The sequence below is a fragment of the Micromonospora sp. NBC_00389 genome (assembly GCF_036059255.1).
In the GTDB taxonomy this organism is placed as follows: domain Bacteria; phylum Actinomycetota; class Actinomycetes; order Mycobacteriales; family Micromonosporaceae; genus Micromonospora.
The window spans coordinates 2,849,594-2,867,755 of sequence record NZ_CP107947.1 but is presented as its reverse complement, the minus strand read 5'-3'; the positions used below and the strand labels follow the sequence as shown (position 1 = coordinate 2,867,755).

Annotated in this window: 22 protein-coding genes; 13 read left to right on the top strand and 9 right to left on the bottom strand. The window is 73.1% G+C overall.

Annotated elements, in window-relative coordinates; genetic code table 11:
* The first annotated feature begins 59 nt into the window (after positions 1-59).
* The 3 genes from OG470_RS13685 to OG470_RS13675 all read left to right on the top strand — a co-directional run bounded on the left by OG470_RS13685 (position 60) and on the right by OG470_RS13675 (position 1,555).
* Positions 60-539, top strand: coding sequence for a DUF6232 family protein (locus OG470_RS13685; RefSeq protein WP_328424287.1), 480 nt, complete (start codon positions 60-62; stop codon positions 537-539).
* A 165-nt stretch (positions 540-704) separates the two neighbouring features.
* A complete protein-coding gene (locus tag OG470_RS13680) occupies positions 705-1,187 on the top strand; it encodes a DUF6232 family protein (RefSeq protein ID WP_328424285.1) in 483 nt (160 codons plus the stop codon).
* Positions 1,184-1,555 carry a DoxX family protein gene (locus OG470_RS13675; protein WP_328424283.1) on the top strand — a complete coding sequence of 124 codons (372 nt, stop codon included), beginning with the start codon at positions 1,184-1,186 and terminating at the stop codon, positions 1,553-1,555. Before OG470_RS13680 ends, OG470_RS13675 begins: the two co-directional genes overlap by 4 nt.
* A gap of 22 nt (positions 1,556-1,577) precedes the next feature.
* On the opposite strand, the gene OG470_RS13670 is transcribed toward OG470_RS13675, so the two are convergent.
* Positions 1,578-3,194: a dienelactone hydrolase family protein gene (locus tag OG470_RS13670; protein WP_328424281.1), complete on the bottom strand. Its 1,617-nt coding sequence runs from the start codon at positions 3,192-3,194 to the stop codon at positions 1,578-1,580.
* Between the two features lie 100 nt (positions 3,195-3,294).
* On the opposite strand from OG470_RS13670, the gene OG470_RS13665 reads away from it, so the two are divergent.
* The gene (locus OG470_RS13665; RefSeq protein ID WP_328424279.1) at positions 3,295-4,020 is read left to right on the top strand and encodes a hypothetical protein; all 726 of its coding nucleotides are present in this window, start codon (positions 3,295-3,297) and stop codon (positions 4,018-4,020) included.
* 37 nt (positions 4,021-4,057) lie between these two features.
* On the opposite strand, the gene OG470_RS13660 is transcribed toward OG470_RS13665, so the two are convergent.
* Positions 4,058-4,516 carry a rhodanese-like domain-containing protein gene (locus OG470_RS13660; protein WP_328424277.1) on the bottom strand — a complete coding sequence of 153 codons (459 nt, stop codon included), beginning with the start codon at positions 4,514-4,516 and terminating at the stop codon, positions 4,058-4,060.
* A 70-nt stretch (positions 4,517-4,586) separates the two neighbouring features.
* Here OG470_RS13660 and ftrA point away from each other — a divergent pair, with 70 nt between their 5' ends.
* The gene (ftrA, locus tag OG470_RS13655) at positions 4,587-5,621 is read left to right on the top strand and encodes a transcriptional regulator FtrA (protein WP_328424275.1); all 1,035 of its coding nucleotides are present in this window, start codon (positions 4,587-4,589) and stop codon (positions 5,619-5,621) included.
* Between the two features lie 10 nt (positions 5,622-5,631).
* Here ftrA and OG470_RS13650 read toward each other — a convergent pair whose 3' ends face one another.
* A complete protein-coding gene (locus OG470_RS13650) occupies positions 5,632-6,525 on the bottom strand; it encodes a ribokinase (protein ID WP_328424273.1) in 894 nt (297 codons plus the stop codon).
* Between the two features lie 25 nt (positions 6,526-6,550).
* Positions 6,551-7,393, bottom strand: a complete 843-nt coding sequence (locus OG470_RS13645) for an ABC transporter ATP-binding protein (protein ID WP_328424271.1) — start codon at positions 7,391-7,393, stop codon at positions 6,551-6,553.
* 131 nt (positions 7,394-7,524) lie between these two features.
* Between OG470_RS13645 and OG470_RS13640 the strand changes: the two genes are divergently transcribed.
* Together OG470_RS13640 and OG470_RS13635 are read left to right on the top strand one after the other, a co-directional pair.
* Positions 7,525-8,532 (top strand): ABC transporter ATP-binding protein, encoded by a 1,008-nt coding sequence (locus OG470_RS13640; RefSeq protein ID WP_328424269.1) that lies wholly within the window; start codon positions 7,525-7,527, stop codon positions 8,530-8,532.
* Positions 8,529-9,548, top strand: a complete 1,020-nt coding sequence (locus tag OG470_RS13635) for an ABC transporter permease subunit (protein ID WP_328424267.1) — start codon at positions 8,529-8,531, stop codon at positions 9,546-9,548. The genes OG470_RS13640 and OG470_RS13635 overlap by 4 nt, the downstream gene beginning before the upstream one ends.
* Before the next feature lie 160 nt (positions 9,549-9,708).
* On the opposite strand, the gene OG470_RS13630 is transcribed toward OG470_RS13635, so the two are convergent.
* Positions 9,709-10,884 (bottom strand): ROK family transcriptional regulator, encoded by a 1,176-nt coding sequence (locus OG470_RS13630; protein WP_328424265.1) that lies wholly within the window; start codon positions 10,882-10,884, stop codon positions 9,709-9,711.
* Positions 10,885-11,052: 168 nt separating this feature from the next.
* On the opposite strand from OG470_RS13630, the gene OG470_RS13625 reads away from it, so the two are divergent.
* The 4 genes from OG470_RS13625 (at position 11,053) to OG470_RS13610 (ending at position 14,248) form a co-directional block, all read left to right on the top strand.
* A complete protein-coding gene (locus OG470_RS13625) occupies positions 11,053-12,507 on the top strand; it encodes a glycoside hydrolase family 3 N-terminal domain-containing protein (RefSeq protein WP_328424263.1) in 1,455 nt (484 codons plus the stop codon).
* Between the two features lie 112 nt (positions 12,508-12,619).
* On the top strand, positions 12,620-13,096 hold the full coding sequence (locus tag OG470_RS13620; RefSeq protein ID WP_328424261.1) for a hypothetical protein: 477 nt from the start codon (positions 12,620-12,622) through the stop codon (positions 13,094-13,096).
* A complete protein-coding gene (locus tag OG470_RS13615) occupies positions 13,093-13,587 on the top strand; it encodes a thiol-disulfide oxidoreductase DCC family protein (RefSeq protein WP_328424259.1) in 495 nt (164 codons plus the stop codon). The genes OG470_RS13620 and OG470_RS13615 overlap by 4 nt, the downstream gene beginning before the upstream one ends.
* A complete protein-coding gene (locus tag OG470_RS13610) occupies positions 13,550-14,248 on the top strand; it encodes a TetR family transcriptional regulator (RefSeq protein ID WP_328424257.1) in 699 nt (232 codons plus the stop codon). Before OG470_RS13615 ends, OG470_RS13610 begins: the two co-directional genes overlap by 38 nt.
* A gap of 248 nt (positions 14,249-14,496) precedes the next feature.
* Here the strand turns inward: OG470_RS13610 and OG470_RS13605 are convergent, their stop codons facing one another.
* Positions 14,497-15,159 (bottom strand): GNAT family N-acetyltransferase, encoded by a 663-nt coding sequence (locus OG470_RS13605; RefSeq protein ID WP_328424255.1) that lies wholly within the window; start codon positions 15,157-15,159, stop codon positions 14,497-14,499.
* 91 nt (positions 15,160-15,250) lie between these two features.
* Complete coding sequence (locus OG470_RS13600) at positions 15,251-15,730, bottom strand: DUF4396 domain-containing protein (protein WP_328424253.1); 480 nt, start codon at positions 15,728-15,730, stop codon at positions 15,251-15,253.
* Positions 15,731-15,932: 202 nt separating this feature from the next.
* Between OG470_RS13600 and OG470_RS13595 the strand changes: the two genes are divergently transcribed.
* Both OG470_RS13595 and OG470_RS13590 read left to right on the top strand, forming a co-directional pair.
* Positions 15,933-16,130, top strand: coding sequence for a DNA repair protein (locus tag OG470_RS13595; RefSeq protein ID WP_328424251.1), 198 nt, complete (start codon positions 15,933-15,935; stop codon positions 16,128-16,130).
* 114 nt (positions 16,131-16,244) lie between these two features.
* Entirely contained in the window at positions 16,245-16,760 is a 516-nt protein-coding gene (locus tag OG470_RS13590; RefSeq protein ID WP_328424249.1) for a hypothetical protein, read from the top strand.
* Between the two features lie 10 nt (positions 16,761-16,770).
* On the opposite strand, the gene OG470_RS13585 is transcribed toward OG470_RS13590, so the two are convergent.
* Entirely contained in the window at positions 16,771-17,502 is a 732-nt protein-coding gene (locus OG470_RS13585; RefSeq protein WP_328424247.1) for a Clp protease N-terminal domain-containing protein, read from the bottom strand.
* A gap of 105 nt (positions 17,503-17,607) precedes the next feature.
* Positions 17,608-18,072: a carboxymuconolactone decarboxylase family protein gene (locus OG470_RS13580; protein WP_328424245.1), complete on the bottom strand. Its 465-nt coding sequence runs from the start codon at positions 18,070-18,072 to the stop codon at positions 17,608-17,610.
* Between the last annotated feature and the right edge of the window lie 90 nt (positions 18,073-18,162).

The following is an 18,162-nucleotide window of genomic DNA, read 5'->3' as shown; positions in this document are numbered from 1 at the left end:
ACGACCCGGCTCGTTGGAGTAAGTAGTCTGGTGTCAGCCCCGCGGGCGGGAGTCCAGCGATGATCACGTATTACGACGACAAGTCGGTCCAGGTCACCTCCACCGCAGTCCGGGTGGACGGCCGCAGCTACGCGCTGGCCGACATCAGCATGATCTGGCACCGCCGGGGCAGCCGCTCCTGGCGAGTGCTCGTCGGGCGAGGCGCGATCGGCGCCGCGCTGGCCGGTCCGCTGATCGCGGCCGTGCTCGGCATCGGCGTGGCCGTCTGGCTGCACCGCTCACCCACCGTGACGATCGCGATCGTCGGCGCCTCGGTGCTGGTCGGGCTGGCCGTCGGGCCGGTCGCCGACTTCCTCTTCGAACACCTGGACCGCTCGTACGCCCGGGGCAGCCGGCAACTGGAGATCTGGGCGCGCTGGCGCGGCCAGCCGGTACGGCTGCTGTGCACCGGCGACGCACTGCGCTTCGGGCAGATCTACCGGGCGGTGCAGCGCGCGGTCGAGCACAACCACCCGGTCCGCCCGACCAGCCGCCGATAGCGGCCCACGCTCAGAACCGGATCGGCTCGTCCGGCAGCTCGACGATGTCCCTGGTGACGAACGTACGCGGGTAGCGGCGCACCGCCTCGACATCGCGCTCGACCGACCGCACCGCCGGCCAGCGCTCAGGACGCCTGGGTTGCCTGCCGGTGGTTAGGCTTAGTGGTGACCCTCTATTACCGGGACGACGCGGTGCAGGTGACCTCCGAGTCGATCCGGGCGGGCGGTCACGTGATCGCCCTCTCCGATGTGACGTTCGTCTGGCACGCGCGCGGCCCGAAGACCCTCGCGGTGCGCGGCCGGGTGCTCGGCCGGGGTGTCCTGGTCCTGCTGCTCTCGCTGCCACCGCTTGTCGCGCTGGTCTGCGTGCTCTCGCTGGCCTATGCGGCCCAGGACCGGGGCAACTGGAGGATGGCGCTGATCATCCTCGCCGCCTGCGCGGTGGGGGCGCTGGCGCTGACCCCGTTCCTGGAGATTCCACTGAGTTGGCTGGACCGCTCGTACGAGCGCGGCAGTCACGTGCACGAGCTGTGGGTGCAGCACCACAACCGGGAGCAGTTGCTGCTCCGTACGCCGGACGCGCTACGGTTCGGCCAGATTTACCGGGCCGTCCAGCGTGCCGTCGAACAGCAGGGGGACCGTCGGTGAGCAACCGCAGTGGCGAGGCCGCCGCGCTGGCCGGGCTGCTCGCCGTAGCCGGCGTCACCCACCTGCTGCGCCCCGGCCTCTACGACCCGATCGTGCCGGGCGCGCTGCCCGGCCCGGCCCGATTCTGGACGTACGCCAGCGGGGTCGCCGAGCTGGCGGTGGCGGCGGCGGTGGCGAACCCGGCCACCCGACGGGTCGGCGGTCGGGCCGCGGCCGCCCTCTTCATCGCCGTGCTGCCGGCGAACGTGAAGATGGCCCTGGACTGGCGGCATCGGCGTCCGGCGAAGCGGGCCATCGCCTACGGCCGGGTGCCGATGCAGGTGCCGCTGATCTGGTGGGCCCTGCGCGTCGCCCGCGCCGGCCGGTAGGCCCGGGGCCGGTCAGGTCAGGTCAGGTCAACGGCAGGGTGGTGGCGATCGGCCAGCTCACCAGGGCGGCACCCAACGCGGCCGGCAGCCAGCGCGGACCGGCGTACCGGCGCAGCACGGTCGCCCAGGCGGCCTGCCAGCCGAGCAGCAACGCGAACAGCGGCACCACCAGCACGACGAAGCCGGGCGCCAGACCCACCAGCGCCGACGCCGTCAGCACGAGCACGGTGACCGCGACGACCAGCAGGTGTCGCCCCGTCCGCCCGGCGGCGACCAGCTCGACGCCCAGCAGGAACAGCAGGCAGGCGCCCGCCACCAACGGGAGCAGCCACCAGCGGGCACCGACCGGCAGCCCCGAGGTCAGTCCGAGGTGGATCGGGAGGGCGACGGCGAGGACGGCGTACCCGGTCAGCACCAGCGCCGCGACGGCGGTCCGTGCCGGTGCCCGCCGGCCCGCCAGCGCGGCCGTGCCGGACGGCGGTGGCGACGCGCCGAACAAGCCCGGCAGCCAACGCTGACCGGCGACCAACAGCACGCCGGTGACCAGCAGGGAGCCGGTGACGTAGCCGCCGACCGCGAGCGGGAGCCAGGCGGTCGGCAGCACCGCCGCGACGGCCGCGCCGCCGCCGGCCGCGAGCACCGCAACCGTGAACAGCAGCAGGCCACCGAACGGCACCCGGTCCCCGGCCGGCGCCGGACTCCCGGCCGGCGCTGGGCTGTTGGTCTGCGTCGGGGCGTCGGGTTCCCGGCCAGAGGGTGGCTCGGTCGGTCGGCGGTCGGTCGCCGGGCGCGGCAGGAGCAGGGCCGCCAGCGGGACCACGCCGATGCCGAAGGCGAACACCAGCAGCGCTGCCCCGGCGAGCCGGGCGGTCGGTCGCGGCTGGGCGGTGCCGTCGGCGATGGGCAGCCAGCCGGCGATCTCCTCGTGGGTACGCGGGGCGAAGAGCACCGAGATGTGCTCAGCACCGGGCACCACCACCACTGGCTGTCGGCTCGTTCCCGCGCCGCGCCGGACGGCATCGTCAGCCGCCCGGCGGAAGGCGGGGAACTCCGCACCGCCCACGATCAGCAGCAGCTCCGCCGGTCGGCCCGGGGACAGCTCGCTGGCGTCGGGCAGCGAGATCGCCACGGTTCGAGCGATCTCCGGGTGCCCGCTGGCGTACCGGGTGACCGCACCGGCGCCCATCGAGTGTCCGACCAGGACGATGCCGTCCGGATCGACGTCCGGCCGGGAGCGTAGGTAGCCGACGGCGGCGTCCAGGTCGGCGGCGAGCGTGGCGGCGGACGTGTCCCTGCCCGCGCCGGGCAGCCGGGCCGGGTTGGCACCGTGTCCGGCGAAGTCGAACAGCAGCGCGACCGCTCCCCGCCGGGCGACGGTGTCGGCGATCGGGCGCATCAGCTGAGCCGAGCCGGCGAAGCCGTGCGCGATCACCACCCCGGGCCGCCGGACGCCGGGCGTCGGAGGGCGGGCACGCACCTCGGTCATCGGCACCCCGGCGACGGTGACGTGCCGGGCGGTGAGGCCGGCGTCCGCCCGGACCAGCACCAGCGTGCCGAGCGCGGCGGCGGCCACCGCCAGCACGGCGAGCAGGACGGCGGTGCGGGTGCTCGGCGGGCGGTGCGGCGTGGGTGCCGACATGCCGGCACCCTACCGTCGGACGACCCGCCCGACGCTCCACCGAGCGCGCCGGCCGAGCGCCGTCGGGCGGTTGTGGTGCGGCCGACGCACACTTGATCCCATGGCGATTCCCCTCCCCACACCGGCCGCCGTGGTCGGCCTGACCCGATCCGCTCTCGACCAGGCGCTCGGCTCGGCCGCCTCGTTCGCCGCCGTGCCCGCCCGCGCGTTCGCGGTGCTGGACGGGGTTGAGGCGCTGCTGGCCCGAATCAACGGGGTGGTGGACCGGATCGAGACGACCCTGGACCGGACCGACCAGGTGCTCGCCGACGCCGAGACGGCGGTCCGCGAGGTGGCCGTGATCAGCGCCGCCGCGACCACCGCCATCGACACCGCCACCGAGGTGGCGGCGGCCGCCGCCGTACTGGTCCAGGAGGCCGACAAGGTCGCCCGGGTGGCCGGCACGGTGGTCGCCGAGGCCGATGCGGTGGCTGGCCGGGCCGCCGTCACCGTGGGCACGGCGGCGGAGGCGGCCGCCACGGCGGCGGAGCTGCTGGCGGCGTACGAGCCGACGCTACGGCGGGCCGCACCGATGACCGAGCGGTTCGTCGAGCAGCTCAGCCATGAGGAGATCACCGCGGCGATCCACCTGATCGACGAGCTGCCCAAGCTCAAGGAGCACCTGACGGCGGACATCCTGCCGATCCTCGCCACCCTCGACCGGGTCGGGCCCGACCTGCACGACCTGCTGGACGTCACCCGCGACCTCAAGCTCGCCGTGGCCGGCATCCCGGGGCTGGGCATGCTGCGCCGGCGCGGCGAGAAGCTCAGCGACGACGCCGTCTGAGCCCTCGTCGGCCAGCGGCGACCTGTCCGCCGCCGCGTCAGCAGTCGCAGGTGATCGTTGACCGTGGCGCGGTCAGGTCGTCGACCGGGCGACGGGTCACCCCGGTCCCGGTCACCACCGGTAGCCCTTCCCGCACCCAGTACTCGAACCCGCCGAGCATCTCCTTGACCGGGTGGCCGAGCCGGGCGAACTCCAACGCGGCCCGGGTCGCACCGTTGCAGCCCGGCCCCCAGCAGTAGGTGACCACCGGCGACCCGGCTGGGATCAGCCCGGCAGCCCGGGTGGCGATCTCGGCGGTGGGCAGGTGCACCGCCCCCGGCAGGTGTCCCTGCGCCCAGGCGGCCTCCCCCCGGGAGTCGATGACCACCAACCCGGGAGTCCGGGCGGACAGGTCGGCGTGCACGTCGCTGACGTCGGTCTCGACGCTGAGCCGGGCGAGGAGGTGGGCGGCGGCGGTGGCCGGATCGGCCGCCGGGACGGCAAAGGTGTAGGTCATGCACCGATCCTGGCCGCCGTCCCCGCTCCGGACGAGTGGCGGAAACGACGTCCTGCGCTAATATCCCGCCATGCCGACCCGCGCCGTGGCCGCCAACCCACTCCCGTTGCCAACGGCCCGTCGGCCGGCCGCCGGGCACCGCGTCGCCGTGCTCGCGTACCCGGGGATGTCGGTGTTCGAGACCGGCATCGTCACCGAGGTGTTCGGACTGCCCCGGCCCGAGTTCGACGTCGACTGGTACGACCTGGTGGTCTGCGCTGAGCGGCCCGGGCCGGTGCCGGTCGTCGGTGGGGCCAGCCTGCACACCCCGTACGGCCTGGCGGAGCTGGCGGCGGCGCAGACGGTCATCGTTCCCGGCGTGCCCGACGTGACCGCCGACCCGTCATCCGAGTTGGTGAGCGCCCTGCGTCGAGCGCACCGGCGGGGTGCCCGGATCATGTCGATCTGCTCTGGCGCGTTCGCGCTGGCCGGCGCCGGGCTGCTGGACGGGCGGCGGGCCACCACCCACTGGCAGTACGCGGAGCTGCTGGCGCGGCGGTACCCGCGGGTCGAGGTGGACCCGGACGTGCTCTACCTCGACGACGGCGACGTGCTCACCAGCGCCGGCAGCGCCGCCGGGCTCGACCTCTGCGTGCATGTGGTTCGGCGGGACCACGGCTCGGCGATCGCCAACGCGGTCGCCCGTCGGTTGGTGATCCCCCCGCACCGCGACGGTGGGCAGGCCCAGTTCGTGGAGGCGCCGGTGACCACCGACCCGGACGACGACCGGATCGCCGCCAGTATCGACTGGGCGCTCGCGCACCTCGCCGAGCCGCTGACCGTGGCCCAGATCGCCGGGCGGGCGCACATGTCGCCCCGCACCTACCTGCGGCACTTCGCCCGGGCCACCGGGACCAGCCCGATCCGGTGGCTGATCGACCAGCGGGTCCGGGCCAGTCTGGCGCTGCTAGAGGAGACCGACGGCCCGGTCGAGCGGATCGCCGGCGCGGTGGGCTTCGACACCCCGGTCACCTACCGCCACCATTTCGGTCGGGTCATGCTGACCTCGCCGTCGGCGTACCGCCGGGCTTTCCGCACCGGAGCGGCGACGGGCCGGCCGGCGTAGCGCGGGCGGGTCAGCCCCGGGCGTACAGCTCGTCGATCTCGGCGCGGCGGGGCAGAGCCACCGAGGCGCCGAGCCGGCGCACGCAGGCCGCGCCGGCCGCCGCCGCCCAGCGCACCGCGTCGACCAGGTCCCGTCCCTCGCCCCAACCGACGGCCAAGGCGGCGGTGAACGCGTCGCCCGCCGCCGTGGAGTCGACCACGTCGACCCGGACGGCGGGCACGTGCACCTCGGCGCCCTCGCGGTCGACGTACCAGGCACCCTCGCCGCCGAGGGTGAGCACGGCTCGGGGCACCAGGTCGAGCAGCGCCCGTGGCTCCCGACCTCGGCCGGTGAACGCCTGCGCCTCACCCTCGTTGACGACCAGCAGGTCCACCGCCGCGAACAGCTCCGGCGGGACATCCCGGGCCGGTGCGGCGTTCAGAATGAACCGGGTGCCGGCGGCGCGGGCGGCCGCCGCGGCGTCGGCCACCGTCTGCACCGGGATCTCCAGCTGGGCGACGAGGACGTCCGCCGCACGGACCGTGGCCAGCTCCTCCTCGGTGAGGCCGAGCAGCGCGTCGTTCGCGCCGGGGGTCACCACGATGGCGTTCTCCCCCTCCGCGTTGACCATCACCAGCGCCACCCCGGACGCGCCGTAGACCACCCGCAGCTGGCCGGTGTCCACCCCGGCCGCCGCGATCCGGGCCGTGAGGGTCACGCCGAACGCGTCGGAGCCGATCGCACCGAGGAAGGCGCAGGAGGCGCCGGCCCGGACGGCGGCGACGGCCTGGTTGGCGCCCTTGCCGCCGGGCACCATCACGAAGTCGGTGCCGAGCAGGGTCTCGCCCGGTCGGGGCAGCGCGGGCGCCATCGCGACCAGGTCCATGTTGGCGCTGCCCACCACGACCACCCGGGTCTGCGGCACGGTGACCTCCCGCCCTGTCCCGGGCTCAGGCGGCGCGGGCGGTGAAGCGGTCGCCCGAGCGCTCGACCACCAGCGGCAGGCCGAAGGTCTTGGAGAGGTTGTCGCCGGTCAGCGTCTCGGCGAGCAGGCCCTGCGCGACGGCTACGCCCTCCCGCAGCAGCAGTGCGTGGGTGAATCCCGGCGGGATCTCCTCCACGTGGTGGGTGACCAGCACCAGAGCCGGGGCGTCCGGGTCGTACGCCAGCTCGGCCAGGCGGGCCACCAGGTCCTCGCGGCCACCCAGGTCGAGCCCGGCGGCGGGCTCGTCGAGCAGCAGCAGCTCCGGGTCGGTCATCAGCGCGCGGGCGATCTGCACCCGCTTGCGCTCACCCTCGGAGAGGGTGCCGTAGCGGCGCTCGGCGAGGCCGCCGATGCCGAGTTGGCTCAGCAGCGCCCGCGCCCGCGCCTCGTCGCCGCGCTCGTAGCTCTCCCGCCAGCGGCCGACCACCGACCAGGCGGCGGTCACCACCACGTCGCTGACCCGCTCGTCGGCGGGCAGTCGCTCGGCGAGCGCGGCGGTGGAGAGCCCGATCCGGGTGCGCAGCTCGTTGACGTCGGTGCGGCCGATCCGCTCACCGAGCACGTGGGCGACACCGGTGGTGGGGTGCAGTCGGCCGGCGGCGAGGTTGAGCAGGGTGGTCTTGCCGGCCCCGTTGGGACCGAGCACCACCCAGCGCTCGTCCAGCTCGACCCGCCAGGTCAGGTCCTGCAGTAGAGCGGTGCCGGACCGGCGTACACCGACGCTGTCGAGGCTGACCACCAGATCCGGGTCCACGGGTGCGGAGGCGGAGGCGGCGCCGGCAGCGCCGCGGATCAGGTCACCAGTCACCGGACCATCCAACCACGCAGCGCGGCGGTGCCCCCCGCGGGCGGCGCCGCGGCCATAGGGTGAGGCACCGTGTCGTTGATCACCACACCCGGAGGACCGACCATGTCCGGTCGAGGTACGGAGTCGCGCGAATGAGCGCGGTCATCGAGATCGAGGGTCTGCGCAAGACCTTTCAGAGCCTGCGGAGCGGCCGACGGGTCGCGGTCGACGGCTTCGACCTGCTGGTCGAGGCGGGCCAGATCCACGGTTTCCTGGGCCCCAACGGTTCCGGCAAGACCACCACGCTGCGTGCCCTGCTCGGGCTGGTCCGGGCCGACAGCGGGCAGATGAGGGTGCTCGGCGAGCCGTCGCCGCAGCAACTGCCCCGGGTGGCCGGCAGGGTCGGCGCCATCGTGGAGAGCCCGCAGTTCTTCGGCAACTTCACCGGGCACCGCACGCTGCGGCTGCTGGCCCGGGCCGGTGGGGTGCCGACCTCGCGGGTGGACGAGGTGCTGGAACTGGTCGGCCTGCACGACCGGGGCGACGAGCGGGTGAAGGGTTACTCGCTGGGCATGAAGCAGCGCCTCGCGGTGGCGTCCGCGCTGCTGAAGGATCCGCAGCTGCTCATCCTGGACGAGCCGGCGAACGGGCTGGACCCGGCCGGCATCCGGGAGATGCGGGACCTGATGCGGTCGCTGGCGGCGGCCGGCGTGACGGTGCTGGTGTCCAGTCACATCCTGGCCGAGATCCAGCTGATCTGCGACCACGTCACGATCATCTCGCAGGGGCGGCGGGTGGCGGCCGGCCGGGTGGACGAGGTGCTGGCCGGCCACGACCGGCACGAGTTCCTGGTCCGGGTGGCCGAGCCGGAGCGCGCCGCCGAGTTGCTGCGCGCGGCCGAAATGGCGGCGACCGTCGATGGCGGGGCGCTGGTGGTGGGCGGGGTGACCGACCCGGCGGCGATCAGCCAGGTGCTCGGCGAGCAGGGGCTTTGGGTGGGCGAGCTGACCCCGCTGCGGCCCGATCTGGAGAGCGTCTTCCTCGAGCTGACCGGCGCCGGCGGGCACCCGTCGGTGCCCCGCCAGGTGGACGACTCGGCGCTGCCGCCCGACGTTGAGGGTGACGCTGTGATCAATCTTGATCGAGGAGTGGACGCGTGAACCTGGTTCGTGCCGAGCTGGAGCGTCTGTCCGCGCGTCGCTTCGTGCAGCTCATGGTCGTCCTGCTGGCACTGGCGTTCGCCGTCACCGCGGCGACCACCCTGGCCGGCTCCCACAAGCCCACCCCGAGCGAACTCAGCACGGCGCGGGCGCAGGCCGCCGAGGCGCGGCAGAGCATGGAGAACCACTTCCAGCAGTGCCTGGCCCGAAAGAACGGCACGTTCCCGTCGAGCGACTCGGAGCTGTACTACCCCTCCGACTGTTCGGAGATCGACCCGATCCGGCAGGACCGGCTGCCGATCGCCGCCGACTTCCTCCCCGGGGTGTTCAGCTTCGCCCAGCAGGCCCGCCCGCTGCTCTACTTCCTCATCGCGTTCCTGGTGCTGTTCGGGTTCCTGGTTGGCGCCTCCTACATCGGCGCGGACCTGAACTCCGGCGGCGTGGTGAACCTGCTGCTCTGGCGACCGCGCCGGATGACGGTGCTCGGTGTCAAGCTGGGCACCCTGCTCGGCACGGTGCTGGCGCTGGCGGTGACGGCCTCGTTGGTCTACCTCGCCACGTTCTGGGTGATCGGGCAGACGGCCGGTCTGGCCGGCCGGCTGGGCGGGGACTTTTGGCGCTCACTGGGGGCGGTGCACGGCCGTGGCCTGGTGCTGGTGCTGCTGGCCAGCGCGCTGGGCTTCGCCATCGCCACGCTGGGCCGACACACCTCGGCGGCGCTCGGCGCGGTCGCCGCGTACGCGGTGGTCTGGGAGTTGGGCGCCCGGCTGGTGCTGCAGATCGTCGACGCCCCGCGCCCGGACCAGCTGATGCTCTCCAGCTACATCGGGGCGTGGCTCAGCGGTGAGGCGCGGTTCTACGACGGCCAGCTCTGCAGGGGCGACAGCGTGGGCGGCGGCTTCTGCGACGGGTTCTACTCGCTGACCTGGGCGCCGGCCCTGGCGGTACTGCTCGTGCTCACCGGCGGGTTGACGGCGGCGGCGTTCGCCGTGTTCCGTCGCCGCGACCTGATGTGAGCCTCCGCCGGGCCGTCCGCCTGGGCCGGGCGGCCCCGCCTGCTGCGGGCCGCCCGCCCTGGTCCGGGCGGCCCGCGGACCGGAACGGATGGATGCGGCAAGAGCTTGCAGCACGATGGCCGGCGGTGAAATATTCCTTCACATGACCCCGCCAGCGGGCTCAGCCGACGGTGGAGCCGAACACCTCGTCGCGGACGGCGTCCAGCGCGGTACGCAGCGCACCGCGCAGAATCGGCTCCTCGGTCAGCCCGGTGGGCACCACCCGAGGCCGGACCAGGGTGATCGCCGCGACCTCCTGCTGCACCCGGTCGGCGAGCGCCGCGCCGCCGGCCTGACCGACCTCACCGGCGAGCACCACCAGCGGTGGGTCGAGCACCACGCACGTGCTGGCCACGCCGAGCGCGAGCCGGCGGGCCAACTCGTCGAGCATCGGGCCGCCACCGGCACCGTCGGCGACGGCCGCGCGAACCGCGCCGGCGGCGTCGGCGTCCGGGTAGCCGTACTCGCGGGCGATCGCGCGCACCGAGTCCGCCCCGACCAACTGCTGGAAGGCCGGCTTGGCGCGGCGGGAGACGTCGCGTGGGATGGGCGCGCCGGGCACCGGCAGGTAGCCGATCTCACCGGCCGCGCCGCTGCTCCCGTGGTGCAGCCGCCCACCCAGCATGATCGCCAGGCCGACGCCAGCGCCCACCCAGACCAGCACGAAGTCGGTCAGCCCCTGCGCGGCGCCGGACTGCGCCTCGGCCACCGCGGCCAGGTTCACGTCGTTCTCGAAGACCACCGGCGTGTGCAGGTCGTCGCGCAGGGCGGCGAGCACCCCGCTGTGCCAGCGCGGCAGATTGAAGGCGAAGGTGATGTCACCGGTGCCGGGGTCGACCAGGCCCGGCGTGCCGAGCACGATCCGCCGTACGCTGCTCAGCTGCGCCTGGGCGCTGCTCGCGGCCTCCACGACGGCGTTGTGCACCACGCCCACCGGGTCGTCGGTGTCCCGGGTGGACTGCTCCACCCGGCCGATGACCGCGCCGGTGATGTCGGCGCAGGCAGCCACCACCCGATCCGCCCCGACGTCCACCCCGACCACGTGGGCACTGCTCGGGCGTACGGCGTAGAGCTGGGCGTTCGGCCCTCGTCCACCGGCCTGCTCGCCGACACGGCTGACCAGACCGCGCTCCTCCAGCCGCTCGACCAACTGGGAGGCGGTGACCTTGGACAGCCCGGTCAGCTCACCGAGCCGGGCCCGGGTCAACGGGCCGCGTTCGAGGAGCAGTTCCAGCGCCGCACGGTCATTGAGCGCCCGCAACAGGCGGGGGGTGCCGGGCAGCCGGGTCGCACTCATGCCACGTCCTTTAGTTTTAGTAAACTTTGCTAACTGTAAACCGACCTGCGAACGGGTAGCCGTAGCGTAACGGCCACCCGGAGGTGGAACGCTCGGCCGACCCGGCAGGGCGATGACCACCGCCGTACGACGTTTCATGCCCGCCGGGCACCGAGAGGAGAAGATCACGTGGGGCTGGATCCAGGACTACGCCGGCTCGCGCTCGGCACGTTGCTTGCCGCGTACCCGGGACCGATCCCGCCGGACTGGGCCGTTGACCTGGTGGCCGACGGGCTGGCCGGGCACACCCTCTTCGGCACCAACGTGCACGACCCGGCCCAGGTCGCGGCGAGCACCGCCGCCCTGCGCGTCGGCCGCGCGGACGTGCTGATCGCCATCGACGAGGAGGGTGGCGACGTGACCCGGCTGGCGCACGCCACCGGCAGCCCGTACCCCGGCAACGCCGCCCTCGGCGCGATCGGCGACGTGGCGCTCACCCGACGGGTCTACCAGGCGATCGGCGCCGAGCTGGCCGCACTCGGCATCACCGTCAACCTCGCCCCGACGGTGGACGTGAACACCGCCGACGACAACCCGGTGATCGGCACCCGGTCGTTCGGCGCGGACCCGGTACGGGTGGCCGCCCACTCGGCCGCCGCCGTGAGCGGGCTACAGGCCGCCGGCGTCGCCGCCTGCGCCAAACACTTCCCCGGCCACGGCGCCACCATCACCGACTCGCACCACGAGTTGCCCACCGTGGACGTCCCGCTGAGCCTGCTGCGCCAACGCGACCTGCCGCCGTTCGCCGCGGTCGTGGCCGCCGGGGCGCGCGCGGTGATGACCGCGCACATCCGGGTGCCGGAGCTGACCGGCACCGGTCCGGCCACCTTCAGCCGGGCCGTCCTGGTCGACCTGCTCCGCACCGAGTACGGCTTCACCGGCGCCGTCATCACCGACGCACTGGAGATGAAGGGCGCCGCGGTGGCCGCTGGCGGTGTCGGGCCGGCCGCGGTCCGCGCTCTGGCCGCCGGCGCCGACCTGCTCTGCATCGGCGCGAAGGTCGACGCCGCGCTGGTCGAGCGGGTGGCCGCCGAGATCGTCGACGCGCTCGCCGACGGTCGGTTGGCGACCTCCCGGGTCGAGGAGGCGGCCGGCCGCGCCGCCGCGCTCGCCGCCTGGACCCGGGCCGCCGGCGCATCGGCGACCGCCACCGAAACCGATCTGGGGTACGCGGCCGCGCGCCGGGCGGTCCGGGTGGACGGAGTGCTCACCGGCCTGGACCGTCCGCTGGTGGTGCAGCTGCACACCGAGTCCACCATCGCCGAGGGGCGGGTGCCGTGGGGCCTCGGTCCGCACCTGGACGGAGTGCAGGAGGTCCGGGTGATCGCCGCCGAGACCGATCAGGCGACGCTGCGCGGGCTGGCCGGTGACCGGCCGATCGTGCTGGTCGGGCGGCACCTGCACCGGCTGCCCGGCGGCCCGGAGCTGATCGCCGGCCTGGCCGCGGACCACCCGGTGACCGTGGTGGAGATGGGCTGGCCGGCGCAGTGGCGCCCGGCGGGCGTACGCGCCTTCGTCACCACGTACGGCGCGAGCCACGCCAACGGCCGGGCGGCCGCCGAGGCGCTCGGACTGTCCGGCTGAGGCAGAGCGGCAACCGGTCGGGCCGGGAACGGCCCACCATCCTCTCTTGAACACGTTCAAGAACTGCCCTACGCTGACACCGTCGGTAGTTGAACACGTTCAAGAAGGGCCTATGCGCATGGACATCAAGGTCTGGATGTACCTGATCTACCTCGCGGTCAGCATCGGCCTGACCATCTGGGTGGCCCGGGCGTTGTCCCGCAACGGACAGGTATTCCTGGAGGAGGTGTTCGCCGACGAGCGGCTGGCCCGAGCGGTGAACAGCCTCCTGGTGGTTGGCTTCTACCTGCTCAACCTCGGCTACGTGACGGTGGCGATGAAGCACCCCGACCCGGTGGATTCGACCAGCCAGGCGATGGAAGAGCTATCCCTCAAGATCGGCTTGGTGCTGCTGGTGCTCGGCGCGCTGCACTTCTTCAACGTCTTCGCGCTCGGCCGCTACCGCCGGAGTCGGCTCCGCCAGCTCGCCACCCACCCGCCCATCGCACCGATCGGCCGGCTGCCCATGCCGTCCTCACCGGTCGGCTCATACCCGATCGGGGCGCAGCCGGGCGCCGGGCCGGTGACCAATCCACCGCCGACCCGATGACGCTCCCACCGACCGACGGCTCCGGCCGACTCCCGGATCCCACCGCACACGGGGGCGGTGGGATCCGGGGGTTCACCGTCCTGTTCGACGCGAACTGCCCGCTCTGCCGTACCGCCCGCCGATGGCTGGCATCCCACGCCCAGCTCGTACCCCTGGAGTTCGTGCCCGCCGGGTCGGCCGAGGCCCGGCGGCGCTTTCCCGGCCTGGACCACGACGCGACGCTGCGCGACCTCACCGTGGTGGCCGACACCGGCGAGGTGTACGCGGGCGACGGCGCCTGGTTCGCCTGCCTCTGGGCGTTGGCCGACCACCGGTCCACGGCGGAACGGCTGGCCCGACCGAGCCTGTTGCCGCTCGCCCGGCAGGTGGTGGCCACCGCCTCAGCGATCCGGGAGCGGGTTCGCGATCCGTGGGCCGAGCCGACGGACGAACCAGCGGGATACGGTGACCCCGATGACCGAGCAGCCTGCGCCGACGACCACTGCGGGTGAACCTGCGACCGCCCGGGGCGAGCAGACCCGGCAGCTGATCCGGGACACCGCGATGCGGCTGTTCCGCGAGCGTGGTTACGCCCAGACCACAATGCGCGCGATCGCGCAGGAGGCCGGCGTGGCGGTGGGCAACGCCTACTACTACTTCGGCTCCAAGGACCACCTGATCCAGGAGTTCTACGCCCAGTCCCAGGTCGAGCACCGGGCCGCCGCCCAACCGGTGCTCGACCGGGAGGACGCGTTCGCCGCCCGGCTCGCCGGAGTGCTGCACGCCGGCATCGACGTGCTGACCCCGTCGCACGAGTTCGCGGCGACCTTCTTCAAGACGGCGGCGGAGCCCACCTCCCCGCTCAGCCCCTTCTCCGCAGAGTCGTCCAGCCCCCGACAGGCGGCGATCGACCTCTTCGCCGAGGTGCTGACGGGCTCGACCGCCAAGGTCGACGCCGAACTGCGCCCCCAGTTGCCCGAGCTGCTCTGGCTGGCGTACATGGGCGTGGTCCTCTACTGGGTACACGACCGATCTCCCGGGCAGACCAAGACCCGGCAGCTGATCGACGGCGTCGTGCCGCTGATCGACCGGCTGGTGGCGCTGTCCCGGCTGCGGGTACTTCGCCCGGTGACCCGACAGGTCCTCGACCTCATCCGCACGCTACGTCACTGACCCGGCCAGCAGCTTCGCTCGACTCCACCGCAGGTCAAGTCCGCTATTCGACACTCCGAACCGACAGCTCACACCTTGCACCGAGCGTGTTCGATACGTAGCGTGATCGACACGAACCGGCCCTGCCCAGCGGGCGGCCGGTCGCCCGAAACCGGGACCTGGGGGGAGGTTGCGGACCGTGGATCCGGCCCGGGATCCACGGTCCGCGCCCTACGACGACAGCGCTGCGCGGGCACTCGCGGTGCCGCTCAGCGCGGATAGACCCCGTACGCCCGCCAGCCCCGGTCCGGGAAGCCTGCCGCGTCCGCGACCCGGGCCGAGGCGGCGTTGTCCCGCTCGTGCAGGTAGGTCGGGATCGCCCCCTCGTCGAGCACCCGCCGGGCCGCCTGCGCCACCAGCCGCCGGGCGAGGCCGCGACCCCGGGCGGCGGGCACGGTGCCGATGGCCAACTCCTGCCCGTACGCGTCGTGCCGTTTCATCCCGGCCCCAGCCAGGTAGTTGCCGTCCGCGTCGCGGACCACCAGCACCGGACGGTCGAACAGCCGAAGCCAGGGCGGCAGGCCGGGGGCCGTCGACTCGGTCCACTCCCCCACATCGGGCAGCGGCGCGGGGGCCAGGCTCCACCGGAAGGGACCGTCGTGCACACACCAGTCGGGCAACCCGACGGCCTCCGGCAACGCCGGCAGCAGCCGGTCCGGCGTACGCCGGGCCAGCGCGCGGATCGCCGCCACCCGGTCCGGCGGGACGGAGAGCACGGCGCTCTCACCGCTGTCCACCGCGAGCGCCGGGCGCAGCCGGCCATCCCAGGCCGGTCTGGCCCGCCGGTGCGAGGCAACCACGTGCAGCCCCTTCCCGGCCGGCCACTGGCCGAGCCAGGTGGCCAGGTGCAGCTGAAGCCGCCGGTCGAGCATGCGTACCTCCCCGTCACCCGGCCCGTCGTGGATCACCGTACGCCGGGCGACGCTACCGGGCGGGGCGATCCGTCGGGGCCGGGGCCGGAGTCTACGACGCCGCCGGAGTGGTGGGGTGGTGCTCCCCGTGGTGGTGCTGGTGCACGACCGCGTGTCCCCTCCCGCGGACGATCAGGGCCCGGTTCACCGGCACGGTGACCACAAAGGCCAGCGCCAACGCGCCGGCCAGGCTGCCCCAGAACAGTGGGTCGGCGAGGCCGGCCCGCATGGCGCCCGGCACGGCGAGCATGACGCCGTTGTCCACCACCTCCATGACCGCGATGCTGAGCGTGTCGGCGACCAGGGCCACCCGGATCGCCCGGCCCAGCGGCAGTCCGGAGCGGAGCACCGGGCGGACCGTCAACGCGTAGCCGAAGACGAACGCCAGCGCGACGGCGAGGGCGATGGTGGCCAGGTCGGACCAGCCGAGTGCGGTGCCGATGACCATGCCGAGCACCTCGCCGATGGCGCAGCCGGTCAGGCAGTGCAGGGTGGCGGCGACGGCCAGTCGAGTGGGATTCGCGTTCTCCATGACCCGTAGCCTATACCCCCCGGGGGTACCCGGCCGAGCGACGAGGATCACTCTTTCGTCGAGTTCACCGATCCGGTCGATTACCGACGCGGCACCCGGGGTACGGCTCGGGTCACCGTCAATCCCGTGCCGGCAAACGGAACCCGATCGACCGTCATATCTATTTCCATACATGGACACCTTTCTTTGGGACGGTATGGTCATGCCGATTCAGCCGAACGACCGCTACCAGCAGGACCCCGAGCGACTCTGGCGGTCAACGGAGCCCGCCGAACGCTTTCCGGCCCAGCCGCGATACCGCGGGACCCGTACGACGAAAGGCGCGGCCGCCCTGTCCTGGGCGGAGCTGAACAGGCTGCCGGCCGGCAGTTCCGCCCGGCCCGGCCTCAACACCCGCTGACTCCGGCAGTACCGACCACGACACACCCGAGCCGTCCAACGCGGGTTTTCGCACACCTGTCGGGTAATTTCTTCTGGTCCGGAATCCCGGCCTACGACAGGAGTAGCTCCGCGCATGGGCAAGAAGACGATCCACGTCTCCGACTTCAGTGGCACGGTTCTGCAGAGCGACGACGAGGTGGTCCGCATCGTCGTCCTGGAGCACCCAGACCTGATCGCCGGGCCCGTGCAACTGGATGCCACTCCGACCGAGGTGGAGAACGTCGATGATGCCGCGCTGGACGTGGCGGTGGTCGAGATCCATGACCGGCACGGCGGCGGCGAGCCGCGCCGGGTGGTGCTGACCGCCAGCGAGTTCGACGCGATGGCCACCGACGTGCCGATGGCACAGCTACTCAAGACGGCCGAGCGGGTCCGTCCGCCCAAGGCCCGCAAGAGCGCCGAGAAGATCGACTACGGGACGTTGGAACACGCGGGCAAGCCACATCGGGGACGGGTCACCGAGGAGGAGGCCCGACTGGTACGCGAGCAACTCGACGAGGTCAACAAGCGGCTCGCCGACGCGGGCGTACGCCAGATCGACCCAGCCGATCCGGAGCACGCCCTGCGTTACGGCTTCCCGACGCCCTGACCCCGGGAGGTCACTTCTGCCCGGCGACCGCGGCGACGGCAGCGAGCAGGTCGGCCTCGACGGCGGCCTTCTCCAGCCCGAGGTCGGTGAGCACTCCCGTGCCGTCCTCCTGCTCCAGCAGGGCGAGCAGGATGTGCTCGGTGCCGATGTAGTTGTGCCCGAGCCGCAGCGCCTCCCGGAAGGTCAACTCCAACGCCTTCTTGCCGCGCGCGTCGTACGGGATGAGGTCCGGCACCTGGTCGGCCGGCGCCGGGAGGGCGGCGCTGACCGTCTCCCGCACGGTCTCCAGCGGTACGCCCCGGGCGACGATCACCTTGGCTGCCAGCGCTTCCGGCTCGGCCAGCAGGCCCAGCACCAGGTGCTCCGGGCCGATTTCGGCATGCCGGCTGGCGCGGGCCTCCTCCTGTGAGGCCATCACCACGTTGCGGGCGCGGGGGGTGAACCGGCCGAAGCCGGCGTTCGGGTCGAGCGCCGCCGCCTCGGTCGACGCCTTCGCCACGAAGCGCTTCTGCGCGGCCTGCTTGCTGACCCCCATGCTGCGGCCGATGTCGGTCCAGGAAGCGCCCGAGCGCCGCGCCTGATCGACGAAGTGCCCGATCAGGTGGTCGGCGACGTCACCCAGGTGATCGGCGGCGATCACGGCGTCGGTGAGCTGGTCGAGCGCGTCGGTGTGCGCCTTCTTGATCGCCTGGATCAGGTCGTCGAGGCGAACCGGATTGGTCATCTGAATAGGATCCGTCATGCGTCAACCATAGGTTGACGCATCCCTCGTCGTCAACCTCAAGTTGACGATCGCCGGCAGCCCGGAGTGCGGCACGGCACCCCGGGCTGCCTCGTCACCGCACGGTCAGCCCCATGCCTGCGGGGCCGGCTGCCGGGTGGTGACGTTGAGCCGGTTGAAGAAGTTGCTGGTCGCCACCCAGAGCACGATCGCGGCCAGCTCCGTCTCGCCGAAGTGCCGAGCCGCCTCCGCCCAGACGTCGTCGGGCACGGCATCGGCCCGGTCGGCGAGCCGGGTGGCCGCCTCCGCGAGCGCGAGCGCGGCCCGCTCCGCCTCAGTGAAGTACGGGGTCTCCCGCCAGGCGGCCACCGAGAACAGCCGCTCCTCGGTCTCACCAGCCTTTCGGGCGCCCCGGGCCCCGGAGTCGACGCAGGCGCCACATCCGTTGATCTGGCTGACCCGCACGTGCACCAACTCCAGCGTGCTGCCCGCCACCCCGACCGAGTGCGCGGCCTTGTAGAGCAGATTGATCGCCTTCACGGCGTCCGGCAGCAGGCCGGCGGGGTTCTGGATGCGCGGTTCGATGATCATTTCTGTCGTCCCGTCTTGTTAGGCTGCCCGGCATGTCTCGCCTTACGACGTCCCGGTTGTCACTGGGATGTCGGCCCGCGAGCCGACGGC